This is a genomic window from Streptomyces sp. NPDC054786, from assembly GCF_053611685.1.
The window spans coordinates 44,715-62,839 of sequence record NZ_JBSHAW010000039.1; the positions used below are offsets into that span (position 1 = coordinate 44,715).

Genomic DNA, 18,125 nt, shown 5'->3' on the forward strand with positions numbered 1-18,125 from the left:
CATGGCGGACGAGCGGAGGGGCAGGCCGGCGGGTGCGCCGGCGGAGGCCCCGGTGGGCCGGCCCGAGGGCATACGGGTGCTGGTGGCCGATGACCAGGCCGCCGTGCGGTCCGGGCTGGTCCTGGTGCTGCAGACCGACCCGGGCATCACGGTGGTCGGCGAGGCCGGTGACGGTGCGGCCGCGGTCCGGATGGCCGCCGAGCTGCGGCCCGATGTGGTGCTGATGGACGTACAGATGCCGCAGCTCAACGGGGTCGCGGCCACCCGCAGGATCGTGGAGCGCGGACTCGCCGAGGTGCTGGTGCTGACCACCTTCGACCTCAACGAGTACATCTTCGGTGCGCTACGGGCCGGGGCCGGCGGCTTCATCCTCAAGAACGCGGAACCGGCCGTACTGGTCAGCGCGGTACGGGAGGTGGCATACGGGGACGGGTTCCTCACCCCGGCCATCGCCCGGCGGCTGATCACCGAGTTCGCCGCCCGCCCGCCGGTGGCGGGCCCCACCCTCCCGGAGGGCGCCGCGCAGGCCCTCGACACCCTCACCAAAAGGGAGTTGGAGGTGCTGGCGTGTATCGCCCGCGGGCTGGCCAACAGCGCCATCGCGGAAACCCTCAACCTCGCGGAGGGCACCGTGAAGACACACACCAGCCGCATTCTGTCGAAGCTGCATCTGCGCAGCCGGGTACAGGCCGCGATCCTGGCGCAGCAGCACGGGATCGCCCTGCAGGGCTGAGCGGCCGCGTGCGGGGGGTGCGGCCCCCGGCGTCACCCGTCGGTGAGCAGCCGGCGCGCCAGGGCGTCGTTCTGGCGGAAGTAGACGGCGTTGGTGTGCGGACGGGGGAACTGGGCCGGCCCGGCGACGATCCGGTCCCGGTGCACGGTGCCGGACGCGTCGACGGGGTGCAGTCCCGCACCGGACAGCCGCAGCATGCCGCCCGCGCCGTCCTGGACCAGCTCACCGCGGGACAGCAGGGCGCGCAGCAGGGGGTCGGTGACCCGGTCCGGGCCGGGAGCCGCAAGGCGGGCGTCGAGCAGGACGGCCGCCTCGTGCACGGCGCCGGGCACGGCGGGGCTGCTCGCGCGGAAGACGGCGCCGCCCGCAGCACGCTCCCCGGCCCCGGCCTCCTCCCCGGCCTCGCCCCCGCCCAGGGCCTCGACCCGCATCTCGGGCCCCACGAACGTCACGATCCCCGCCTCGGCCAGCGCCAGCAGCTGTGCGGCGCGCAGCGGCGGCGGGCCCGAGCTGAGGTACGTACCGAGCGCGAAGTGCCGCAGCGCCTCATCGACATGGTGGGCGTCCAGGCCCCCGGACCGCCACAGCTCCTCGATGACCGAGCCGACCCGCTGGAGGGCGTCGACCAGGGCGGTGTCGACACCGCGCGCCGGTCCGGTACGGCGTTGCAGCACCTCGGCGAGGTGGCCGCGCAGCTGCCGCTGGAGGTCCTCGGTGCCCGCGAACCGCAGCCCGGCCAGCGGCGCGGCCAGCCGGTCCAGGTCGAGGCGGTCGGCAGGGTCGGGCACCGCGGCACGGGCGAGTTTGGCCAGCCGGTCGGCGTCGGTGATCAGCACGGCGTACTGGGCGTCGAAGTCCTGCCAGCTCATACGGGTACGAGCGGGCTGTTCCGCGAAGAGTGCGCGGTAGTGGCACCAGCCCAGTTCGGCCACCACCAGCGGCCAGGCATCGCGGGCGAAGCCGGCGCCGGGCCGGGACAGCCGGGCGCGGCAGGCGTCGACGGTGGCGAAGCGGGGGGCGGCGGCCGGGGCCGTCGCCGGGGCCCCGGGCGCCGGTTTGGCCGGTTTGGGCGGCAGCGGAACGCCCCGGCGGGAGCCGGCGTACAGCCGCGGCTCGCGCCCGGACGGCAGATAGCGCAGCGCACCGTCCGGGGTGCGCGTGAAGCGGCCGCCGCGGCCTTCCGTCAGCAGCGCCACACAGTCGATGAAGACCAGTCCGAGGCCGCGGACGACGACGGGCGCGCCGGGCGGGATGCGCTCCAGCGCGTCCGGGTCCGCGGGCCCGGGGCCGATCCGGGTCAGACCGGCCGGCACGGGGGCGGCCAGGGTCTCCGTATGGCCTTGCGCGAACACCACCCGGTCGGCGAGGAAGGGGGGTTCGCCGGAGTCGAGGATCACCTGCTGGCGGCCCCGCCCGTCCGGTGCCGCCCCGCCGTCGGCCGTGCGCCGCAGGTCGGTCACCCGGGCCCGGTGGACGAACAGCCGCACCGAGGCGGGCCGTTCGCGGGTCACGGTCTCGAAGAAATGGCGCAGATAGCGGCCCTGGTCGCGGCGGGCGGCGTAGGCGCCGTCGTGGAGCGGGGCGTCGAGCCAGCCGGCGGTCGTGGGGCCGGGCCGCGGCGGCCCGTCGCACTCCACGCTCTCGTCCGGGTACATCGTGACCTGCTCGGCGGCGGAGTTCATCCACAGCAGGCCGGACTGGCCGGTGCGCCAGGTGCGGCCGGCGCCCGGCGGGTACGGGTCGACGATGTGCAGATCCAGGGGCCGGTCGCCGTACAGGGCCGGGACGTTGGCGAGGATCCGCTCGACGATCGAGGCGCCGCGCGGGCCGCAGCCGATGAGGCAGAGGGAGCGGGCCGGGCCCGTGTGGTCGTTCAACTGGACTCCGTCCGTTGGCCGCTGTCCGGACGTGGGGTGCACGCACAAAAGGGGGCCCGGTGGCCCGTGCGCGAAGCACGGGACCACCGGGCGCCGTGTCAGCAGCCGCCGCTGACGGTGGAACCGAGCGCCTGGGCGTCACGCTCGCCCGGCACCTCCAGACCCTGAAGATCCATGATGCTCATCTCGAACCCTCCCTTCCGTTGTCCGATCCGGGTGCGTACAGTGCGTAGAGGACACCGAACTCGGTGTCAGCAGCCGCCGCTGACGGTGGAGCCGAGCGCCTGAGCGTCACGCTCGCCCGGCACCTCCAGACCCTGAAGATCCATGATGGTCATTTACGACACCTCCCTTCGGGGATGAGCAGGAACGGTGGACAGCGGAGCTGATGTCCCAGGTGCCGTTGCGGGACACCTGGAGCCGGCGGGACGGGCATTGCGGTGCACGGCCCGCCGGCGTCACATCAGCAGCCGGTGCTGACGGTGGAGCCGAGCGCCTGGGCCTCACGCTCGCCCGGCACCTCCAGACCCTGAAGATCCATGATGGTCATTTACGACACCTCCCTTCCGTTGTCCGCAGTGCCCGCCGTCCCGGACGGGGCGGTGGGGGTCGCGGCGCCATGGGCGCCGCGGGCGCGCTCCGGGGCGGCCGAGTGAACGGCCGCGGCGGACCGCGAGTCAGTGAGGAACGGGAGCAGTTCGGTGCCCCGTTCGGCGGCGCCGAGGGCCAGCAGTACGCCGGCCCCGCCGGTGGCCACGTCCATGGAGATCCGGGCCCGGCCGTCACAGGGGAAGACCGTCGCGCCGTTCAGCGTCATGGCGTGCTGGTGAAGGTTGGTCAGATGGCGGCGCAGCTGCCGCTCGGCGGTCTCCGCGGGCAGCGGGACCCACTCGCGCAAGGTGGCGAGGGTGCCGATCAGTCCGGCGCGTCCGCCCCACAGCCCCGATTCGATGACGAAGTCGGAGGAGCAGGCCCGCAGCAGGGCCGGCAGGGCCTCGCGGATCCGCGCGTCGTCGCGGTGGCGCAGGAGTTCGGCCGCCACGAGGGCGATGCCCGCGCTGCCGTTGTCGAGATAGGGCAGCAGCCGGAATCCCTCGTCGACCTGAAGGGTGTCCTGCGGTCCTGACGCGCAGCGGTCGAGGTCGCGGTGCACGGCCCGGACCGCCTCGTCCAGCAGGCCCCGGTCGCCGGTGGCCCGGTGGGCGCGGAGCAGGAACAGCGCCGGTCCCGACCAGCCGTACATCAGCCCGGCGGCGTGGGTGGAGCCGCGTCGGCGCTTGTGCTCGACGGGCTCGGTGCGGGCCGCCGCGAGCCGCTCGGTGACCCGGTCGGCGAGGCCGAGGGCCTGCTGCCGCAGGGCGTCGCTGTCCAGTGCGTCGGCGAAGTGCAGAAGGTTCAGACCGACGCCGGACAGGCCGCGGTAGAGGCTGGGGCAGTGGCGTACGGAGAGCCGGTCAGCGGCCCGGTCGAGGGCGCGCAGGGCTCCTTCGTCGTCGCCCAACTCCCGTAAGACGTAGGCCATTCCGTGCAGGCCGTCGTAGAAGCCGGTCCGCTCGGCGGGGACCCGGTCGACGGCGGCGCGCAGCCAGGCCGCGCCCTCCTCGTCGCGTTCCCCGAGGACGGTGTGGCGGGCCCACAGGACGCCGGCCGCGCCGTGTCCGAAGCCCGCGCCGCCCTCGGCGAACTGGGCGAAGTCGCCGGGGTACAGGCGGTCTTCACGGTGCGGGGTGGCGCTGTCGCGCAGCCCGCGGCCGATCGAGGTCAGTACGTCGGGCGGGGGGAACGCCCCTGGGGCGCTGCGGAGCGGGGAGGTCGTGTTGTCGTTGGGGGCGAGCTGCGGGGCCAGCCGTGCCACCAGGTCGCCCGGGAGGCCGAACCGGCGTGCCGCGGTGTCGAGCAGCGCCGACGCCTTGTCGGGAGCCAGCCCGCCGAGCGCGGCGAGCGGCAGGAACAGCCACAGCGCGATGGCGGCCAGTGCGTAGTGGTCACCGTCCGCGCCGGTGGCGTCGGCCCGGTGGAAGCCCGGGGCGCCGAGGCTGCTGGGGGTGGCCAGGTCGATCGCGTCGGCCACCTCGAAGTCCAGCAGGACGGGGATGTCGCCGGGCTGGATGATGAAGTTGCCCGGGTGCAGGTCGCCGATGCGGACCCCGCGCCCGTGCACCGAGGCGATCAGCGCCTCGATCCGGCCGAACAGGGCCAGGGCGCGGTCCCGGTGGGCGGCCACGGCCGCCTCGTCGGGTTCGGGCACGGTCAGCGGATAGATCCCGGCCAGCCAGGACTGGAAGTCCTGCCCCTCGACCTCCTCCAGGACCAGGAACAGGTGGTCGCGGACCTGGAAGGTGCCAAAGGTGCGGGGGATGCCGGGCAGTCCGGCCAGCTTCGCCAGGATCCGGTGCTCATGGGCGAGCCGGGCGACCGCGTCGCGGCCGACGCCGTCCGTACCCGAGTACGGCCGGCCCTCCTTGAGGACGACGCTGCGCTCCCCGGCGCCGAGGGCGTGGTCGCCGGCCGGCTCGGCGCGGTAGACGCCGCCGCCGTGCGAGAAGTGCAGCGCCCCGGTGATCCGGTACGGGAAGTCGTCCACGGCCTGCCGGGCGGCCAGCGAGTCCTTGAGGATGTCCGGCACCGCCACCCAGTCGGGGGTGTGGAAGACCGGAGTCCGGCGGTCCGGCTCCGGGGTGCCGTCGGGACGCCGGAAGGCCGTCACCAGCTCGCCGTCGCCGTCCTCCATGTAGCGGGTGCGGAAGCCGCCGTAGCGTACGTACAGCGGGCCCTGGCGGAAGCGCAGGTCGGTCAGGACGTACGGGCCCGGACGGCCGCCGACGAGCGCGTCCAGTCCTTCGAGGGTGCGGGCCAGCTCGGCCTCGTCCACGGGGTAGACGGTCAGCAGCTTGCCGGCGGAGGAGCGCTGGGCGTACTTGCGGCTCAGCGCGCGCAGGACGTTGGCGCTCTTGAGGTACTTGAAGGCGATGCCGTGCCGGGTGCAGTGGGCGGCGACCTCGGCGAGGGTGCGGTGGGCATCCTCCTGGGCCGCGCTGACGTGGATCTTCCAGCCCTGGTCGGGGAGTTGGTCCTCGGCGGGACGGCAGAAGGTCCAGGCCTCGTTGTCCTCGCGGGTCCAGCCGTCGGGCAGCGGCGGGGCGGGGAAGCGGGTGGCCTCCAGGTCCCAGTTGCCGGGCCAGTCGAAGAAGGTGCGGTCGGCCAGGGCGAAGCTCTCGGCGCCGTCTCTCATGCGGCACCTCGGGCGGGTGCGGCGGCCGGGGCGGGCTCGGGGGTCAGGACGGTGCCGTGCGGCCCGTCGGCGCTGCCGGGCGTGGCCTCGTGGTGGCGCGCGGCCTCGTCGTGGCGCGCGGCCTCGTCGTGGCGCGTGCTCTCGTCGTCCAGGAACCCCGCGAGCGCGGTGCGGCGGGTCGTCGTCAGATGCTCGGCGAGGATGGCGCGGGCCTGGGTCTTGTCGTCCTCGTCCACGAAGTCGGCGAGTCCCACGGCCAGTACGCGGTTGTCGGCGCTGGGCTTCAGCGAGGCGTAGTGCTCGTCGCGGAGCAGCCCCCACACGATGGAGTCGTGATACGCCCCGTCGAGATAGCAGTGGTCGCGCAGGATGCCCTCGACCACGAACCGGGTCTTGGTCATCAGCCGGATGATGCCCTTGTTGTAGCCGGCTGTGGTGACCTGCACGCGGTGCGCGTCGAGCTGGTGGAAGAGGTAGTCGACGAGCAGGACGACGGCCTCCGCGCCATAGCCGCGCCGCCACAGCTCGGGGGAGCCGATCGCGCCCCCGACGGTGAAGCCGCCGATCCGGCCGCTGCGCTGGTAGCTGACGGTGCCGATGCCCTCGCCGTCCTTCGTACGGATCACCAGATGGTGGACCCGTCCCGAGCGGTTGGCCTGCTCGACCTCGGCGGCGCCCAGCAGCTCCCAGTCCCCGCTGAGCACGGCGGCCGGCGAGCCGGGCCGCAGCCAGGAGGCGATCGCGGCCCAGTCGTCGTCGCCGGGCCATTCCAAGGTCACCAGTCGTCCCTGCACGGTGCGTCTCCCTCCTCAGCCGGTGTAGCGGGTCAGTACGAGTACGGCGTTGTGTCCGCCGAATCCGAAGGAATTGCTCAGCACCACGTCGCCGTCCCAGTCACGGGCGCCCTTGATGACCAGGTCGAGATCCGGTTCCTCGGGGTGGTCGCAGTTACGGATCGGTGGGATCTTGCGGTCGCGGAGCGAGAGCACCGCGGCGGCGGCCTCGGCGGCCCCGGAGGCCCCGAGCATGTGCCCGGTCATGCTCTTGACGGCGGTGACCGGCGTACGGCGCAGCTGGTCGGGGCCGAGCACCTCGCGCAGCGCCGCGGCCTCGATGCGGTCGTTGAGCACGGTGCCGGTGCCGTGGGCGCTGATCTGCCCGACGTCCTCGGGGGCGCAGCCCGCGTCGGCGAGTGCGCCGCGCATCGCGCGGATGGCTCCGGCGCCGGTCGGGTCGGGGGCGGTCGGGTGGTGGGCGTCGGTGGTCGCGGCGTAACCGGCCACCTCGGCGAGGATCGGGGCGCCGCGGCGCTCGGCGTGCCCGGCCTCCTCCAGTGTCAGGACGGTGGCGCCGGCGGCCATCACAAAGCCGTCGCGGTCCCGGTCGAAGGGCCGGCTGGCGCCTTCGGGGTCGTCGTTGCGGCGGGAGAGGGCCTGGGCGTTGGCGGTGCCGGCCAGGTCGACGGCGGTGAGCGAATCGTCCGCCCCGCCGGCCAGCGCGATATCGGCGCGGCCGTGGCGGATCAGCTCGGCCGCCTCGCCGATGGCCACCGCGCCGGTGGCGCAGGCCGCGGACACCGCGCAACTGGGGCCGCCGATGCCGTACTTGATGGACAGCAGGCTCGCCGGGTGGTCGATGGCGGTGAGGACCGAGTGGTAGGGGGAGACCCGCCGCGGGCCCTGCTTCTTGAGGACGTCGTACTGCTGCTGGATCGCGGAGGCGGCGCCGTAGCCGGAGCCGATCACCGCGGCGAAGCGGTACGGGTCGATGCCAACGGGCGGTTCGAGGCCGGCGTCCCGCAGGGCCTGGGCGGCGGCGACCACCGCGTACTGGGTGAAGCTGTCGCTGCGCCGGGCTTCCTGCGGGGTGAGGTAGCCGGTCGTGTCGAAGCCGGTGACCTCGCCGCCGATCCGGACCGGGAGGTCCGAGGCGTCGAAGCGGGTGACGGTGCCGAGGCCGCTGCGGCCGTCCAGGAGGGCGGCCCAGAAGTCCGCGGTGGTGTTTCCCACGGGGGACACCACGCCGCAGCCGGTGACGACAACGCGCCGCCGATCCTCGCGTAACTCCATGAAAGCCGCCTCCTACTTTTCTGCCCCGTTGTCACGCTTGGGGCGTCCTCATGACCAGAAACATGACAGGCGAGTCATTGGCCTGTCAACAGTTCTCTGGGAAGACCGTCCGTCGCGGTTCTCCGCATCTACCGACCCGCAGGCCTCGTACCAGCGGAAACGCTCTCAACGAGATGACTGACAGAGTCATGAAAATTGACTCTGGCGGGAATGCGACTGCCGCTGACGGGGAGGCCGGGGGCGCGGACGGCGGACGGCGGCGACCGGGGGAGAGCCGTCGCCGGGCCGCCGCCGGATCACTGCCGGGCCGCCGCCCACACCCGTCGAGCCCCTGCTGGGGGCGGGCCCTGCCGGTCCCTGGCGGCCCCGCGGCGCCCCCGCCGGCGCCCCCACACCTCCCCCCGGCAAGGCCGGGAGTACATAGAAAGTGACAGCGGCGGGGCGGAAAGTGCCTACCTGCGGATGATCCGAATGTGCCGGCCGGGCGGGACGCTGGTCCGTACAACGAGCTCCGACACATCACAAGGAACGAGGGGAACCCATGAAGGGTATTGCCGTAGGCATTGTTCTGGCGATCGTAGGTCTGGTCCTATGGCTGACCACAAAGGAAGTGGAGACCCCGATCGTCTCGCTTCACAAGGCCGGGCTGATCCTGGCGATCATCGGCGGCGCGGAGGCCTTGTTCGCGCTACTGGGATTGGGAAAGAAAGCTAATAAATAAACGCGCATTGCGCGCAATAACGGCATTTGCGCCGCAGCGGCACCGAGACCCCGGTAGTCGTCAGTCCCGCTTTTCGATGAGATCAGCCAGCCGTTCCCGGGCCCGCTCGGCGTGCCGGTACGCCTGGGCCCGCCGGAACAGCTCGGCGGAATACCGGAAGTGTCCGGCCGCCCTTTCCCGGTCCCCCACCCGCTCACATGCCGCCGCGATCTCCCAGAGCGCGGCGGCTTTCTCATGGCTGCGGCCGGTATCGGGCAGCGCGGCCAGCCGCTCGCCCAGCACAACGAGGCGGCCGGTGTCACCGGCCGCCTCGGCGCAGACCGCCTCCGCGGCCGTGAGCCAGAGCGGGAACTCCGGTTCCTGCGCCACCGAGGCCACGACCAGGCCGCGTTCGACGATGCTGCGCGCCTGTGCCGTCTCGCCGCGGTGCAGCAAGAGCAGGGCGTAATGGCCGTTGATCTTCTCCCAGAGCGGGAAGCCGGCGGCGGGGGTGACCCGGCGCGCGCACTCCCCCAGCAGGGCGACGGCGCGCTCCACCTCGCCCCGGTCGCGCAGGTCGAGCGCCCGGTGCAGATCGATGGCGGCGCGCGGACCGGAGAGCACACCGTCCGCCGAGGGCCGGCCGTGGTCGGTATCGGGGGCCCAGTCCGGGCAGCCGCTCCAATAGGCGCAGCGGGTGAGCACATCGAGGACCAGCAGCGAGTGGAATCCGGTGCCCGGTCGCTGATCTGCGCATTCGAGGGAGCCGGTGAGCGCGTAGCGCAGCCCGTCCTGGACCCGGCCGGCCGACTCCAGCAGATCGGCGAGCGCGATCAGGGCGCGCAGCCGGGGCTCGGCGTACGGCGCGGGGGCCAGCGCGTCCAGCATCCGCAGCAGGACCTCGGCGCCCTCGTCCGCGCGGCCGAGTGTGCCCAGTATTTCGGCAATGGCGAGCTGCGCCTCGGTAAATACGTCGTCCTGCCGTGCGGCCGGCCCCATCTCGGCCAGTGCGCGGAATTCCGACAGCGCACCCTCGGCGTCACCGCCGTCCCATTGCCTGCGCGCCGCCACCAATCGCCCGACGAGGTCGAGCCTGCGGACCCGGCCGGTGGTTTCGGCCTGCTCGGCGGTGCCGGATATTTCGTCCACGCCGACCCCGAGGCGTTCCGCCAGGATCTTGAGTGCCCGGCCGCTGGGAATACGCTTCCCGCGTTCGACGAGCGAGATGTAGCTGGACGACATGTCGGACCCGGCAAGGTCGTGCTGTGTCATTCCAGCGCCGACCCGAAGTTCTTTGATTCTCCTCCCGGTGGCCGCCAGCTCAGGCATTCGACAAACCCTCCGGATTTCGAACAGTGGATGGCCCCGGCCGGCTGCATCAAATCGCCGAGTCACAATGAGTGCTAGTCACTTTACCAAGCAGTCAAGAAGAAGTCGACCGCTATTCGGATTCCGTCATCGGGTCTTCACCGAGTCCGCCGAGATCATTTCGATGGCCTCGGCGCATTGCGCACAGCACCCCCACGAGAGACCGGGGCACCCGCCGAAAAACCGGCCGCCGGGTACACCGAACTGTGTGCGGCGGCGCCGTGGGTCAACCTTTCGATGTACTACCGCACGGCGATGCACACCTCCCCGGTGACGTGGTCGGATGACGCAGCAAGCGCCCCACCACCGCCGGACTCCGCGGAGGCACCACCCATGACGCAGCCCCAACGCCCTGATCTGCAGAAGGATTTGGCGTCCCTTTCCACCTCCTCGCCGTCGGTGCTGGCCTCGGACGCCGAACGCGAGAACATGGTCGAACAGCTCAGAGAGGCCACCGTGGAGGGCCGGTTAACCCTGGAGGAGCTGGCCGAGCGGTCCGAAGCGGCCTATCTGGCGCGTACCCGCGCGGAGTTGATGTCCGTCGGCGAGGATCTGCCGCATGTGACACCCCCCGCATCGACGGATCCGACGGGACAGCGCACCTTCCGCGCCACGTTCGGCGACCTCGTCCACCACAGCCCCGTTCTGGACCACGGCATCGAGGCGACCGCCGTCTTCGGGGATCTCACCCTCGACCTGTGCGCCTCCCCGGCACCGTCCACCGGCGAGCTGACCATCGCGGCCCGCGCGCTCGTCGGCGATGTACATCTGGTCCTCCCGGAGGGCGTCCGGGTCGAGATGAACTGCAGCAAGGTCTTCGGCGATCTGCGCAACCTGACCCGGGAGCACGCCGGCCCGGAAGCCGTCACCCCGCTCGTGCGCATCACCGGCTCCGCCGTCCTCGGTGACATCATCGTCGCCCACCCCGACAGCGACCGCCGCACGTACTGGCAGAAGTGGCTCGACGAGCGCCGCAACCGGGCCTGAGCGGAGGAGAATCCGTGACGTCCGCTCAGGTCCTGCCCCGCTCCGGGCCGTCCGCCCCGCTCCGCGACGAGGGCCGGATCGGCCTGTGGGCCACGGTGCGGCACACCGGTGCGCTGGTCCGCCGCAACTTCCTCCACATCCGGCAGAACCCGACGTCGATGTCCGACGCGCTGCTGATGCCGATCGTGCTGCCCCTGCTGTTCGTCTACGTCTTCGGCGGCTCGATCGGCGCCGGCGGCGACCGCGCGCAGTACACCGCCTTCCTGGTACCGGGGCTGATGGTGATCCTCGGCATGACCATCGCCATGGCCGTGGGCGTCGGCGTCAACGACGACTTCCGTACAGGCGTGATGGACCGCTTCCGCACGATGCCCATCTCCCGCTCGTCGGTCCTGTTGGCCAAGGTCGTGGTGGAGACCGGCCGGATGCTGGTCGCCATCACGGTGCTGCTGATCGTCGGCGCGCTGCTCGGCTTCGACGTCACCGCGCACTTGCCGGGTCTGCTGGCCGCGATCGGCCTGACCGCCCTCTTCGGCACCTCACTGGTGTGGGGCTTCATGCTGCTGGGCCTGACCCTGCGCACCCCGCAGGCCATCCAGGGGCTCTCGGTCCTGGTGCTGACCCCGCTGGAGTTCGGCTCCTCGATCTTCGTACCGACCTCGACCATGCCGGACTGGCTGTACACCTTCACCCGCTTCAACCCCCTGACCCACATGGCCGACGCGGCCCGTGGACTCGCCCTGGGCGAGGGCCCGGTGGCCGGCCCGGTGCTCTGGACGCTGGTGTGGTCGGCAGGCCTCACCGCGCTCACCGCCCCGGCGGCCGTCGTCAAGTTCCGCACCAAGACCTGACACCGATCCGTACGGAACGGAGTGCCTCCCCGGCACGCCCTCGGCGTGGCTCCCTCCGTACGAAGAAGACGTGCCCGGCCCCCTCCGGCCACCCCCGGGGCGGAGGGGGACCGGGCACGCGACCATCCCCGCCGGAACCGTGCGTACGCGATACCGCCTGCCGTCCTGCCTGCCGTCGGCCCCGCACCGCCACGGCGTCGCGCCGTCGCGGGGCAGCGTTCTTCCGCCGCGACGGCGACCGGCCGCAGTGGTGCGGGTCCGGGGACAGGGACGGCGGCAGCCGGCGCCGGGCCGGGTCTTTCGGATCAGGCGCGGGCCCGCGACACTCCCCCGGCTCACGCTGGGAGGTGCCCCGGGTACGGCCCCTCGCCGCGTTGTCGCCTCACCCGCGGCACAGGGCCTGTCGTCAACGTCCCGTTGTTCGCCCGTACGGCGGGCCTCACGGCATCCGGTGCGTGCGATCGCAAGGCGGGGAAGCCTCCCGATACCGGGTAACCGGGTACCGGGATGATCCCGATAACCCGGATGGAGGCTCCCCCGCGCCTTTCACGCGTAGGGGAAGTGCGTGCCGGACGCCGCGAGGCAGACGGCCCTAGTGGCCCTCCCGCTCCGGGAAGTCCCCCGCGGAGGCCGTCATCCCCGGCGGGGTGTCGGCGAGTGCGGTCGTCACCTCCACCACGGTGGTGGTCCCGGCCGCGACCCGCCGCCAGGCGTCCGCCAGCGCCCCGGGCAGCTCGTCGGCGTCCGTCACCCGCCGGTAGCCCAGGCCATAGGCGCCGGTCAGGCCCTCGGTACCGGTCGGGCGGGGGCGGGTGAAGGCGAACCGCGAGCCGGTGCCGGAGACCCGGTCGAGGTTGGACTGCAGCCAGCCGTAGCCGCCGTTGTCGAGGACGACGTAGAGGACGGCGACGCCCGCGTCGGCGACGGTGGGCAGCTCGCCGCGGAAGAGGTTGAAGGCGCCGTCGCCGACCACCGCGACCACCGGCCGCCCGGCCGGCTCGGCCAGCCGTACGCCCACCGCGGCGGCCGCGCCGAAGCCCAGCGGGGTCTGTTCGCTGGGCACCACGGAGCCGCCGCCGGACCCCAGCGACCAGTGCGGGAAGAAGTACGACCACATGTCCTGCAGGCCGTTCTCCTGGACCAGGACCCGGTCGGCGGGGACGGCTTGGTCGAGGGCGGCCAGCACCCGGGCGACCGGCACGGCCCCCTCGGTCACCGTCTTGGCCGCCTCCTCGGCACGGTCGGCGGCGCGCTGCACCAGCGCGGCCCGCGCCGCACGGACCCGCGCCGGCCAGGCGTCGGCGGCCCGGTGACCGGCCAGCAGCCCCGCCCAGCCGTCGACGATCCGTCCGGCGTCGCCGAGCACATAGCCGCCGGGCCGCTCCATGACCAGGTTCTCTTCACCCAACACCGCCTGGATGACCGGGAGTTGAGCTGCTTCCTCGGGCCAGCCGAAGGTGGCGGTCTCCTCCAGGCGGCTGCCCAGCGCGATGACGAGGTCCGCCTCGCGCCACAGCGCGTCCATCGGGGCGACCGTGTAGAGGCCGCTGACGCCGCAGTAGAGCGGGTGGTCCTCGGCGACCGTGCCGCGCCCGGAGGCGGTGCTGAAGAGGCCGGCGCCGAGCCGCTCGGCGAACTGCTCGATCCGGCGGCCGGTGTTGCGGTGCCGGGACCCGCCGCCGACCAGCAGCAACGGCCGCTCGGCCGCGGCGATCCGCGCGGCGGTGGCGGCCAGCGCGTCCGGGTCCGGGGCCGGCCGCTGGGGCGTGGCCGGGCGCCACGGCCCGCTGCGGGGGACCGGTTCGGCGGCGATCTGTTCGGCGAGCTCCAGGTAGACGGGCCCCGGGGCGCCGTTGACGGCGAGCGCGGCGGCCTTCTCCAGGGCGCCGGGCAGCCGCTCGGGATGGTCGACCCGGGTCGCCCACTTCACATACGGGCGGATCGCGGTCAGCTGGTCCAGCTCCTGGAAGGCGCCGGTGCCGAGCCGGTCGAGCCGGGTGCCGTCGGCGATCAGGATCAGCGGCGCGGCGGCGGAGCGCGCCTCCAGGACGCCGGTCAGCGCATTGGTCAGCGCCGGGCCCTTGCCGATCACACAGACGCCGGGGCGGCCCGCGGCGAGCGCGTAACCGGTCGCCATGAACAGGGCGTTGCGCTGGTCGCGGCAGAGCACCACCGTGGTGTCGGACCGCTCCAGCTCGCCGAGCAGCGCCATATCGTCGCCGGGCAGCCCGAACACCACGTCGGTGCCGAGGTGGTGGAGGTGATCGGCGATGGCGGCCCAGGCGGTGGGGTGGGTGGCAGGGGTCATCGGCCGGCTCCCGGACGGTAGGCGGCGACGGCCTTGGAGATCAGTACGGGCTCGGCCCGCACGTCCTCGCCGTCGGCGATGTAGTTGGCCATCCGGCCGTAGCCGCCGAACGGGGCGTTGCCGTTGTCGATGGAGAGCAAGGTGGTGTCGAGGGTGACGGTGGTGCGACGGCGCAGCGCGTCCACGAGGCCGGGGGCGTGGCCGTAGACGCTGGAGCCCAGGGCGCGCTCGGTGAACATGCCGGTGGTGAGAGTCGCGGCGAGCGCACCCTCGTCGCGGTAGCCGGCGATATTGAAGATCGGGGCGAAGAACTCCGGCACGTGGGTGCGCGGGGTGACCTCCGCACCGACGACGACGGTGGGATCGAGCCGCCGGGCGCGGAAGTCGACATGCCCGCCGTGCACGATGCCGGCGCGGTTGCGGGCGAGGAACTGTGCGCCGTCCTCCAGCGCGCTCTCGTAGAAGATCGGCCCGAAGTCCGCTTCCGGGTCGGAGTACGGGCCGTAGCGAAGCCCCTTCAGCTCGCTGACCAGGGCGTCCACGAACGGGTCGAGCAGCGAGTCATGGACGCTGAACAGGTCGGGCCCCAGGCAGTCCTGGCCGGTGTTGAGGACCCGGACGGCGATCGCGTCGCGGGCCGCCTGCTCGACATCGGCGCCGGGGGCGACGACGAACGGGTTCACTCCGGAGCCGAGGAAGAGGAAGAGCTGCCCGGGGGAGAGCTGGGCGCGGATCTGTTCGGCGTTGGCGTAGGCGCCGGTGAAGACGACGACATCGGCGGGGCGTACGTGGTCCTGCAGGAACTCCCGCTGGCTGGCGCCGGTGAGGGTGATGGGCAGACCGTGCCGCTCGGCGAGCAGGGTGTGCAGCCGGCGCATCTGGTCCTTGACCCGGCTGGAGGGACGGAAGACCAGCCGGTCGGTGTAGAGCGCCGGGACCAGGAGGTACAGGGCGTAGGAGTAGAGGATGACGTTCGACGGCATGAAGGCGGCCAGCCGGGGGACCCGGCCGGGCCGGTGGGCGGCCACCTCGTCCAGGGCCCCGTCGAGGGTGGCAATGGTCGACTCGATCTCGTAGCGCGCGGCGCTGTGGGTGGAGATCTCGCACAGCAGCTCGTGCACGGTACCGGCGTCGTTGACCAGGAAGTCCCGGACCCGGTGCAAGGCCGCCGCGCGCCGGCTGTCGGTGCTGTCCTCCGGCTCGGCGGCCACGGTCGGCCATGCGGGAGCGGAGCTCATATGTCCCTCCTCGGGGCGTAGTCCATGGAGGGTCAGCGTCAGCCAATTGTCATTTATTGTCAAGCAAAGTCATTGCACTCGACCGCCTCATATGACAAGCGGCCCCGCTTCCGGGAGGTCCGCGAGGCGCCCCAGACCCCCGCCCTGCCCGGCGCAGCGCCCACGAGCTGGCCTCCCAGCTGTTGCAATGCCCATATACAGACAACGGGAATGCCGAGCTCCGCAAGTGACAAAAAATGACTCCCGGCCGGGAGGCAGGCCGTCCACAGGCACCTCTGAGCGGGCCCGCGATGAGTAGACTCGCGGCCATCACGTTCCCTCTGTCCGCAGCCGTCGTGCCCCCGTCCCCGTCCGTCCGCCCCACTCAACTGCGAGCGATTTTCTTGACGATTGAGCAGCCTGCTTTCGGTAAGCGAGTGCGGGAGGTCCGGCGCGCTCAGGGTCTGTCCCAGGGGGACCTCGCCGCGGACGATCTCTCCCCCAGCTATGTCTCGCTGGTCGAGAACGGCCGCAGAATCCCCGGCGCCAAGATCGCCCGGTCCATCGCGGAGCGCCTCGGCACGACGGTCGAGGCGCTGTGCGCCGGCGACGAGCCCGGCGACCGGCTGACCCGACGCCTCGGCCTGGTCGGCCAGTTGGTGGCCGCCCGCGCCAGCCAGCTGGCCGGTGACTGGCCGGCGGCCCGGCGGCAGCTGGAGTCCGTGGTGGAGCAGGCCGGCACCGGTCAGGACGAGGTGCGCTGGGAGGCGCACTGGGAACTGGCCACCGTCCTCGGGCGGCTCGACGACCCGGCCCGCCATGAAGCGGCGCTGCGGCAGCTCCTCGACGATCCACTCACCCGCTCCGCCCCGGTGCTGCACGCCCGCGTCGCCATCGAACTCGCCCAGCTGCTGCGCGCCGCGGGCCGTCTCTCGGACGGGGTCCGCTTCGCCGAGGAGGCGGTCCGGGTCACCGGCGAGCTGGAACCCGGCCGCCCGGAGCGGGCACAGGCCCGGGTGGCGCTGCTGTCCGTGTCCGTCGACAGCGGGGAGTGGAGCCGCGCCGAGCAGCTCGGGGCGGAGCTGCAGGCGGAGGTCGTCCCCCTGCCGGCCGGTGAACTGCGGGCGAGCGCGCTGTGGGCGGTGGCCGGTGCGCAGTATCTCGGCGGGCACCCGGACCGGGCGCTGGAGCTGCTGGCCGAGGCGGAGCAACTGCTCGCCGCGACGGACGGTATGCGGCTGCGGCTGCGGCTGGCCCGCGCCCGTACGCTGCTGGCGCTCGCGGCGGGCCCGGCGGAGGAGGCCGACGCCCTGCTGGAGCGGGCCCGGCAGGCCGCCGCGCTCGTCGACACCCCGCCCGCCAGGACCTGGCTGGCCGTCCTGGAGACGGCCGCGGCACTGCGGCGCCACGCGCCGGTGGCGGCTTCCGGGCACGCCGCCGCGATCGACCCCGATGTCAGCGGGCTGACGCCCCTCGACCGTGCCCGCTGTCTGCTCCACCTGGCCCGCGCCCATCGCGCGGACGGTGGGGAGGAGGCCGCGGAGGCCGACTTCAAGGAGGCCGCCGAGGGCTATGAGAAGGCCGGCGCCTTCCGGCTGGCGCTGGAGAGCTGGCGTGAGCTGAGCGCGGGGGGCCGTGCGGGCGAGGGACCGGATCCGCACGCGGTGCTCATGCCGTAGCGGTATCCGTGGCCTGGGCGGCGGTTCCCGCCTCGGCCGCCGGGCCGCCGTGCGTATGGGCGGGCCCGTCAGGGGAGTTCGCCCGCCAGAGCCGGACCTCGGGGGCCAGAGCGGAGGTCGCCGCGCAGGCCACGGCCCGCGGACCGGCGGGCAGATCGCGGACGTAGGCGGTGCCGCCGGGGCGTGCGGGGGAGCCGGGGATCACAATCTTGCCCACCCGGGCGCCGCTCAGCGCGTCGATCGCGTCGGCGGCGGCCAGCTCGCCCCGGCCGGTCAGCCGCAGCGCCGCTTCCTTGCGGGTCCACAGCTGGGCCAGTCGCTGTGCCCGCCGGCCCACGGGAGCCTCCTGGACGTAGCCGCGCTCCAACGGCGTGAAGGGAAGCAGCAGTTCGCTGACCGGTCCGCGCGGCACGGTGTGCACGGAAAGGGCCACCGGGAGATCCCGGGTCAGGACCAGGAACTGCCGGCCCGTGTCCGCACCGGCGTCGAGACAAAGGCGGGAGCCCACCGGCCAGCCGGTCGTGGCGGGCGGTTCGGCGAACACCGGTCGCCCGAAGCCGTCCCTGGTCACCGGAATATCGCTCGGGGAACAATGCAGCAGTCGGCCCAGAAATTTCGTTAAACAGTCGGGTTGTCGAATGTCACCGGGGACGTTCGAGAATATATGCAAACAGCCGTCGGCTAATTCGGATGAGCGGGACGGATCCCAACTGGCGCCCTCTCGGGGCGCGTTGGCCGGGACGTCGTGGTTGAGCGAATGCGCGCCACAGGAAAGCTGGTCCCCCCGCATAGATCCCCTCGCACCATGTCTCCTTTCCGGAATGGTCACATCCGAGAAAGCAGTGCACCGAGTCGATTTGATTCACCCTCCGGAGATCTTCAAGGTAACCCTGGTCTATGCCTGCGTCAACAAGCGACGACCGAAAATCAACCTTGTTTTACCCGGGGGCATTACCAGATTTCGCCAACGTACGGACCGGCGCGACGCGGTGAACCCCGGGCGACCGCAAGTCGAGGACTGGTCGATCGCCAGTTGACGGCAATCTGACTCTTATTCACATCCCTTGCACGGGTGCGCTTCTGCCGGTGTGGCGCGGTCGGCGG

15 protein-coding genes are annotated in these 18,125 nt (G+C 72.6%); 5 read left to right on the forward strand and 10 right to left on the reverse strand.

The window, feature by feature from the left end; genetic code table 11:
• Position 1 precedes the first annotated feature (1 nt).
• Positions 2-733: a response regulator gene (locus ACWGI6_RS28965; RefSeq protein WP_453270281.1), complete on the forward strand. Its 732-nt coding sequence runs from the start codon at positions 2-4 to the stop codon at positions 731-733.
• 32 nt (positions 734-765) lie between these two features.
• Here ACWGI6_RS28965 and ACWGI6_RS28970 read toward each other — a convergent pair whose 3' ends face one another.
• The 6 genes from ACWGI6_RS28970 to ACWGI6_RS28995 all read right to left on the reverse strand — a co-directional run bounded on the left by ACWGI6_RS28970 (position 766) and on the right by ACWGI6_RS28995 (position 7,911).
• Positions 766-2,610, reverse strand: a complete 1,845-nt coding sequence (locus tag ACWGI6_RS28970) for an FAD/NAD(P)-binding protein (RefSeq protein WP_453270244.1) — start codon at positions 2,608-2,610, stop codon at positions 766-768.
• Positions 2,611-2,861: 251 nt separating this feature from the next.
• Positions 2,862-2,948, reverse strand: coding sequence for a class III lanthipeptide (locus ACWGI6_RS28975; protein ID WP_199838955.1), 87 nt, complete (start codon positions 2,946-2,948; stop codon positions 2,862-2,864).
• A 125-nt stretch (positions 2,949-3,073) separates the two neighbouring features.
• The gene (locus tag ACWGI6_RS28980) at positions 3,074-3,160 is read right to left on the reverse strand and encodes a class III lanthipeptide (protein WP_199812551.1); all 87 of its coding nucleotides are present in this window, start codon (positions 3,158-3,160) and stop codon (positions 3,074-3,076) included.
• The gene (gene lanKC, locus ACWGI6_RS28985) at positions 3,161-5,842 is read right to left on the reverse strand and encodes a class III lanthionine synthetase LanKC (RefSeq protein WP_453270245.1); all 2,682 of its coding nucleotides are present in this window, start codon (positions 5,840-5,842) and stop codon (positions 3,161-3,163) included.
• Complete coding sequence (locus ACWGI6_RS28990; protein WP_453270246.1) at positions 5,839-6,636, reverse strand: GNAT family N-acetyltransferase; 798 nt, start codon at positions 6,634-6,636, stop codon at positions 5,839-5,841. Before ACWGI6_RS28990 ends, lanKC begins: the two co-directional genes overlap by 4 nt.
• A 15-nt stretch (positions 6,637-6,651) precedes the next feature.
• A complete protein-coding gene (locus tag ACWGI6_RS28995; RefSeq protein WP_453270247.1) occupies positions 6,652-7,911 on the reverse strand; it encodes a beta-ketoacyl-[acyl-carrier-protein] synthase family protein in 1,260 nt (419 codons plus the stop codon).
• A gap of 541 nt (positions 7,912-8,452) precedes the next feature.
• Between ACWGI6_RS28995 and ACWGI6_RS29000 the strand changes: the two genes are divergently transcribed.
• A complete protein-coding gene (locus tag ACWGI6_RS29000) occupies positions 8,453-8,632 on the forward strand; it encodes a DUF5708 family protein (protein ID WP_030075520.1) in 180 nt (59 codons plus the stop codon).
• Positions 8,633-8,692: 60 nt separating this feature from the next.
• Here ACWGI6_RS29000 and ACWGI6_RS29005 read toward each other — a convergent pair whose 3' ends face one another.
• The gene (locus ACWGI6_RS29005; RefSeq protein ID WP_453270248.1) at positions 8,693-9,940 is read right to left on the reverse strand and encodes a helix-turn-helix domain-containing protein; all 1,248 of its coding nucleotides are present in this window, start codon (positions 9,938-9,940) and stop codon (positions 8,693-8,695) included.
• Positions 9,941-10,312: 372 nt separating this feature from the next.
• On the opposite strand from ACWGI6_RS29005, the gene ACWGI6_RS29010 reads away from it, so the two are divergent.
• Complete coding sequence (locus ACWGI6_RS29010; RefSeq protein WP_453270249.1) at positions 10,313-10,966, forward strand: DUF1707 SHOCT-like domain-containing protein; 654 nt, start codon at positions 10,313-10,315, stop codon at positions 10,964-10,966.
• Positions 10,967-10,980: 14 nt separating this feature from the next.
• On the forward strand, positions 10,981-11,817 hold the full coding sequence (locus ACWGI6_RS29015) for an ABC transporter permease (RefSeq protein WP_453270250.1): 837 nt from the start codon (positions 10,981-10,983) through the stop codon (positions 11,815-11,817).
• A 592-nt stretch (positions 11,818-12,409) separates the two neighbouring features.
• On the opposite strand, the gene ACWGI6_RS29020 is transcribed toward ACWGI6_RS29015, so the two are convergent.
• Both ACWGI6_RS29020 and ACWGI6_RS29025 read right to left on the reverse strand, forming a co-directional pair.
• Positions 12,410-14,125 (reverse strand): thiamine pyrophosphate-binding protein, encoded by a 1,716-nt coding sequence (locus ACWGI6_RS29020; RefSeq protein WP_453270251.1) that lies wholly within the window; start codon positions 14,123-14,125, stop codon positions 12,410-12,412.
• Entirely contained in the window at positions 14,122-15,363 is a 1,242-nt protein-coding gene (locus ACWGI6_RS29025) for an aldehyde dehydrogenase family protein (RefSeq protein WP_453270252.1), read from the reverse strand. Before ACWGI6_RS29025 ends, ACWGI6_RS29020 begins: the two co-directional genes overlap by 4 nt.
• A gap of 416 nt (positions 15,364-15,779) precedes the next feature.
• Here ACWGI6_RS29025 and ACWGI6_RS29030 point away from each other — a divergent pair, with 416 nt between their 5' ends.
• The gene (locus ACWGI6_RS29030; protein WP_453270253.1) at positions 15,780-17,021 is read left to right on the forward strand and encodes a helix-turn-helix domain-containing protein; all 1,242 of its coding nucleotides are present in this window, start codon (positions 15,780-15,782) and stop codon (positions 17,019-17,021) included.
• Here the strand turns inward: ACWGI6_RS29030 and ACWGI6_RS29035 are convergent.
• Positions 17,011-17,592 (reverse strand): hypothetical protein, encoded by a 582-nt coding sequence (locus tag ACWGI6_RS29035; RefSeq protein WP_453270254.1) that lies wholly within the window; start codon positions 17,590-17,592, stop codon positions 17,011-17,013. The two genes, ACWGI6_RS29030 and ACWGI6_RS29035, sit on opposite strands and share 11 nt — an antisense overlap.
• Positions 17,593-18,125 lie beyond the last annotated feature (533 nt).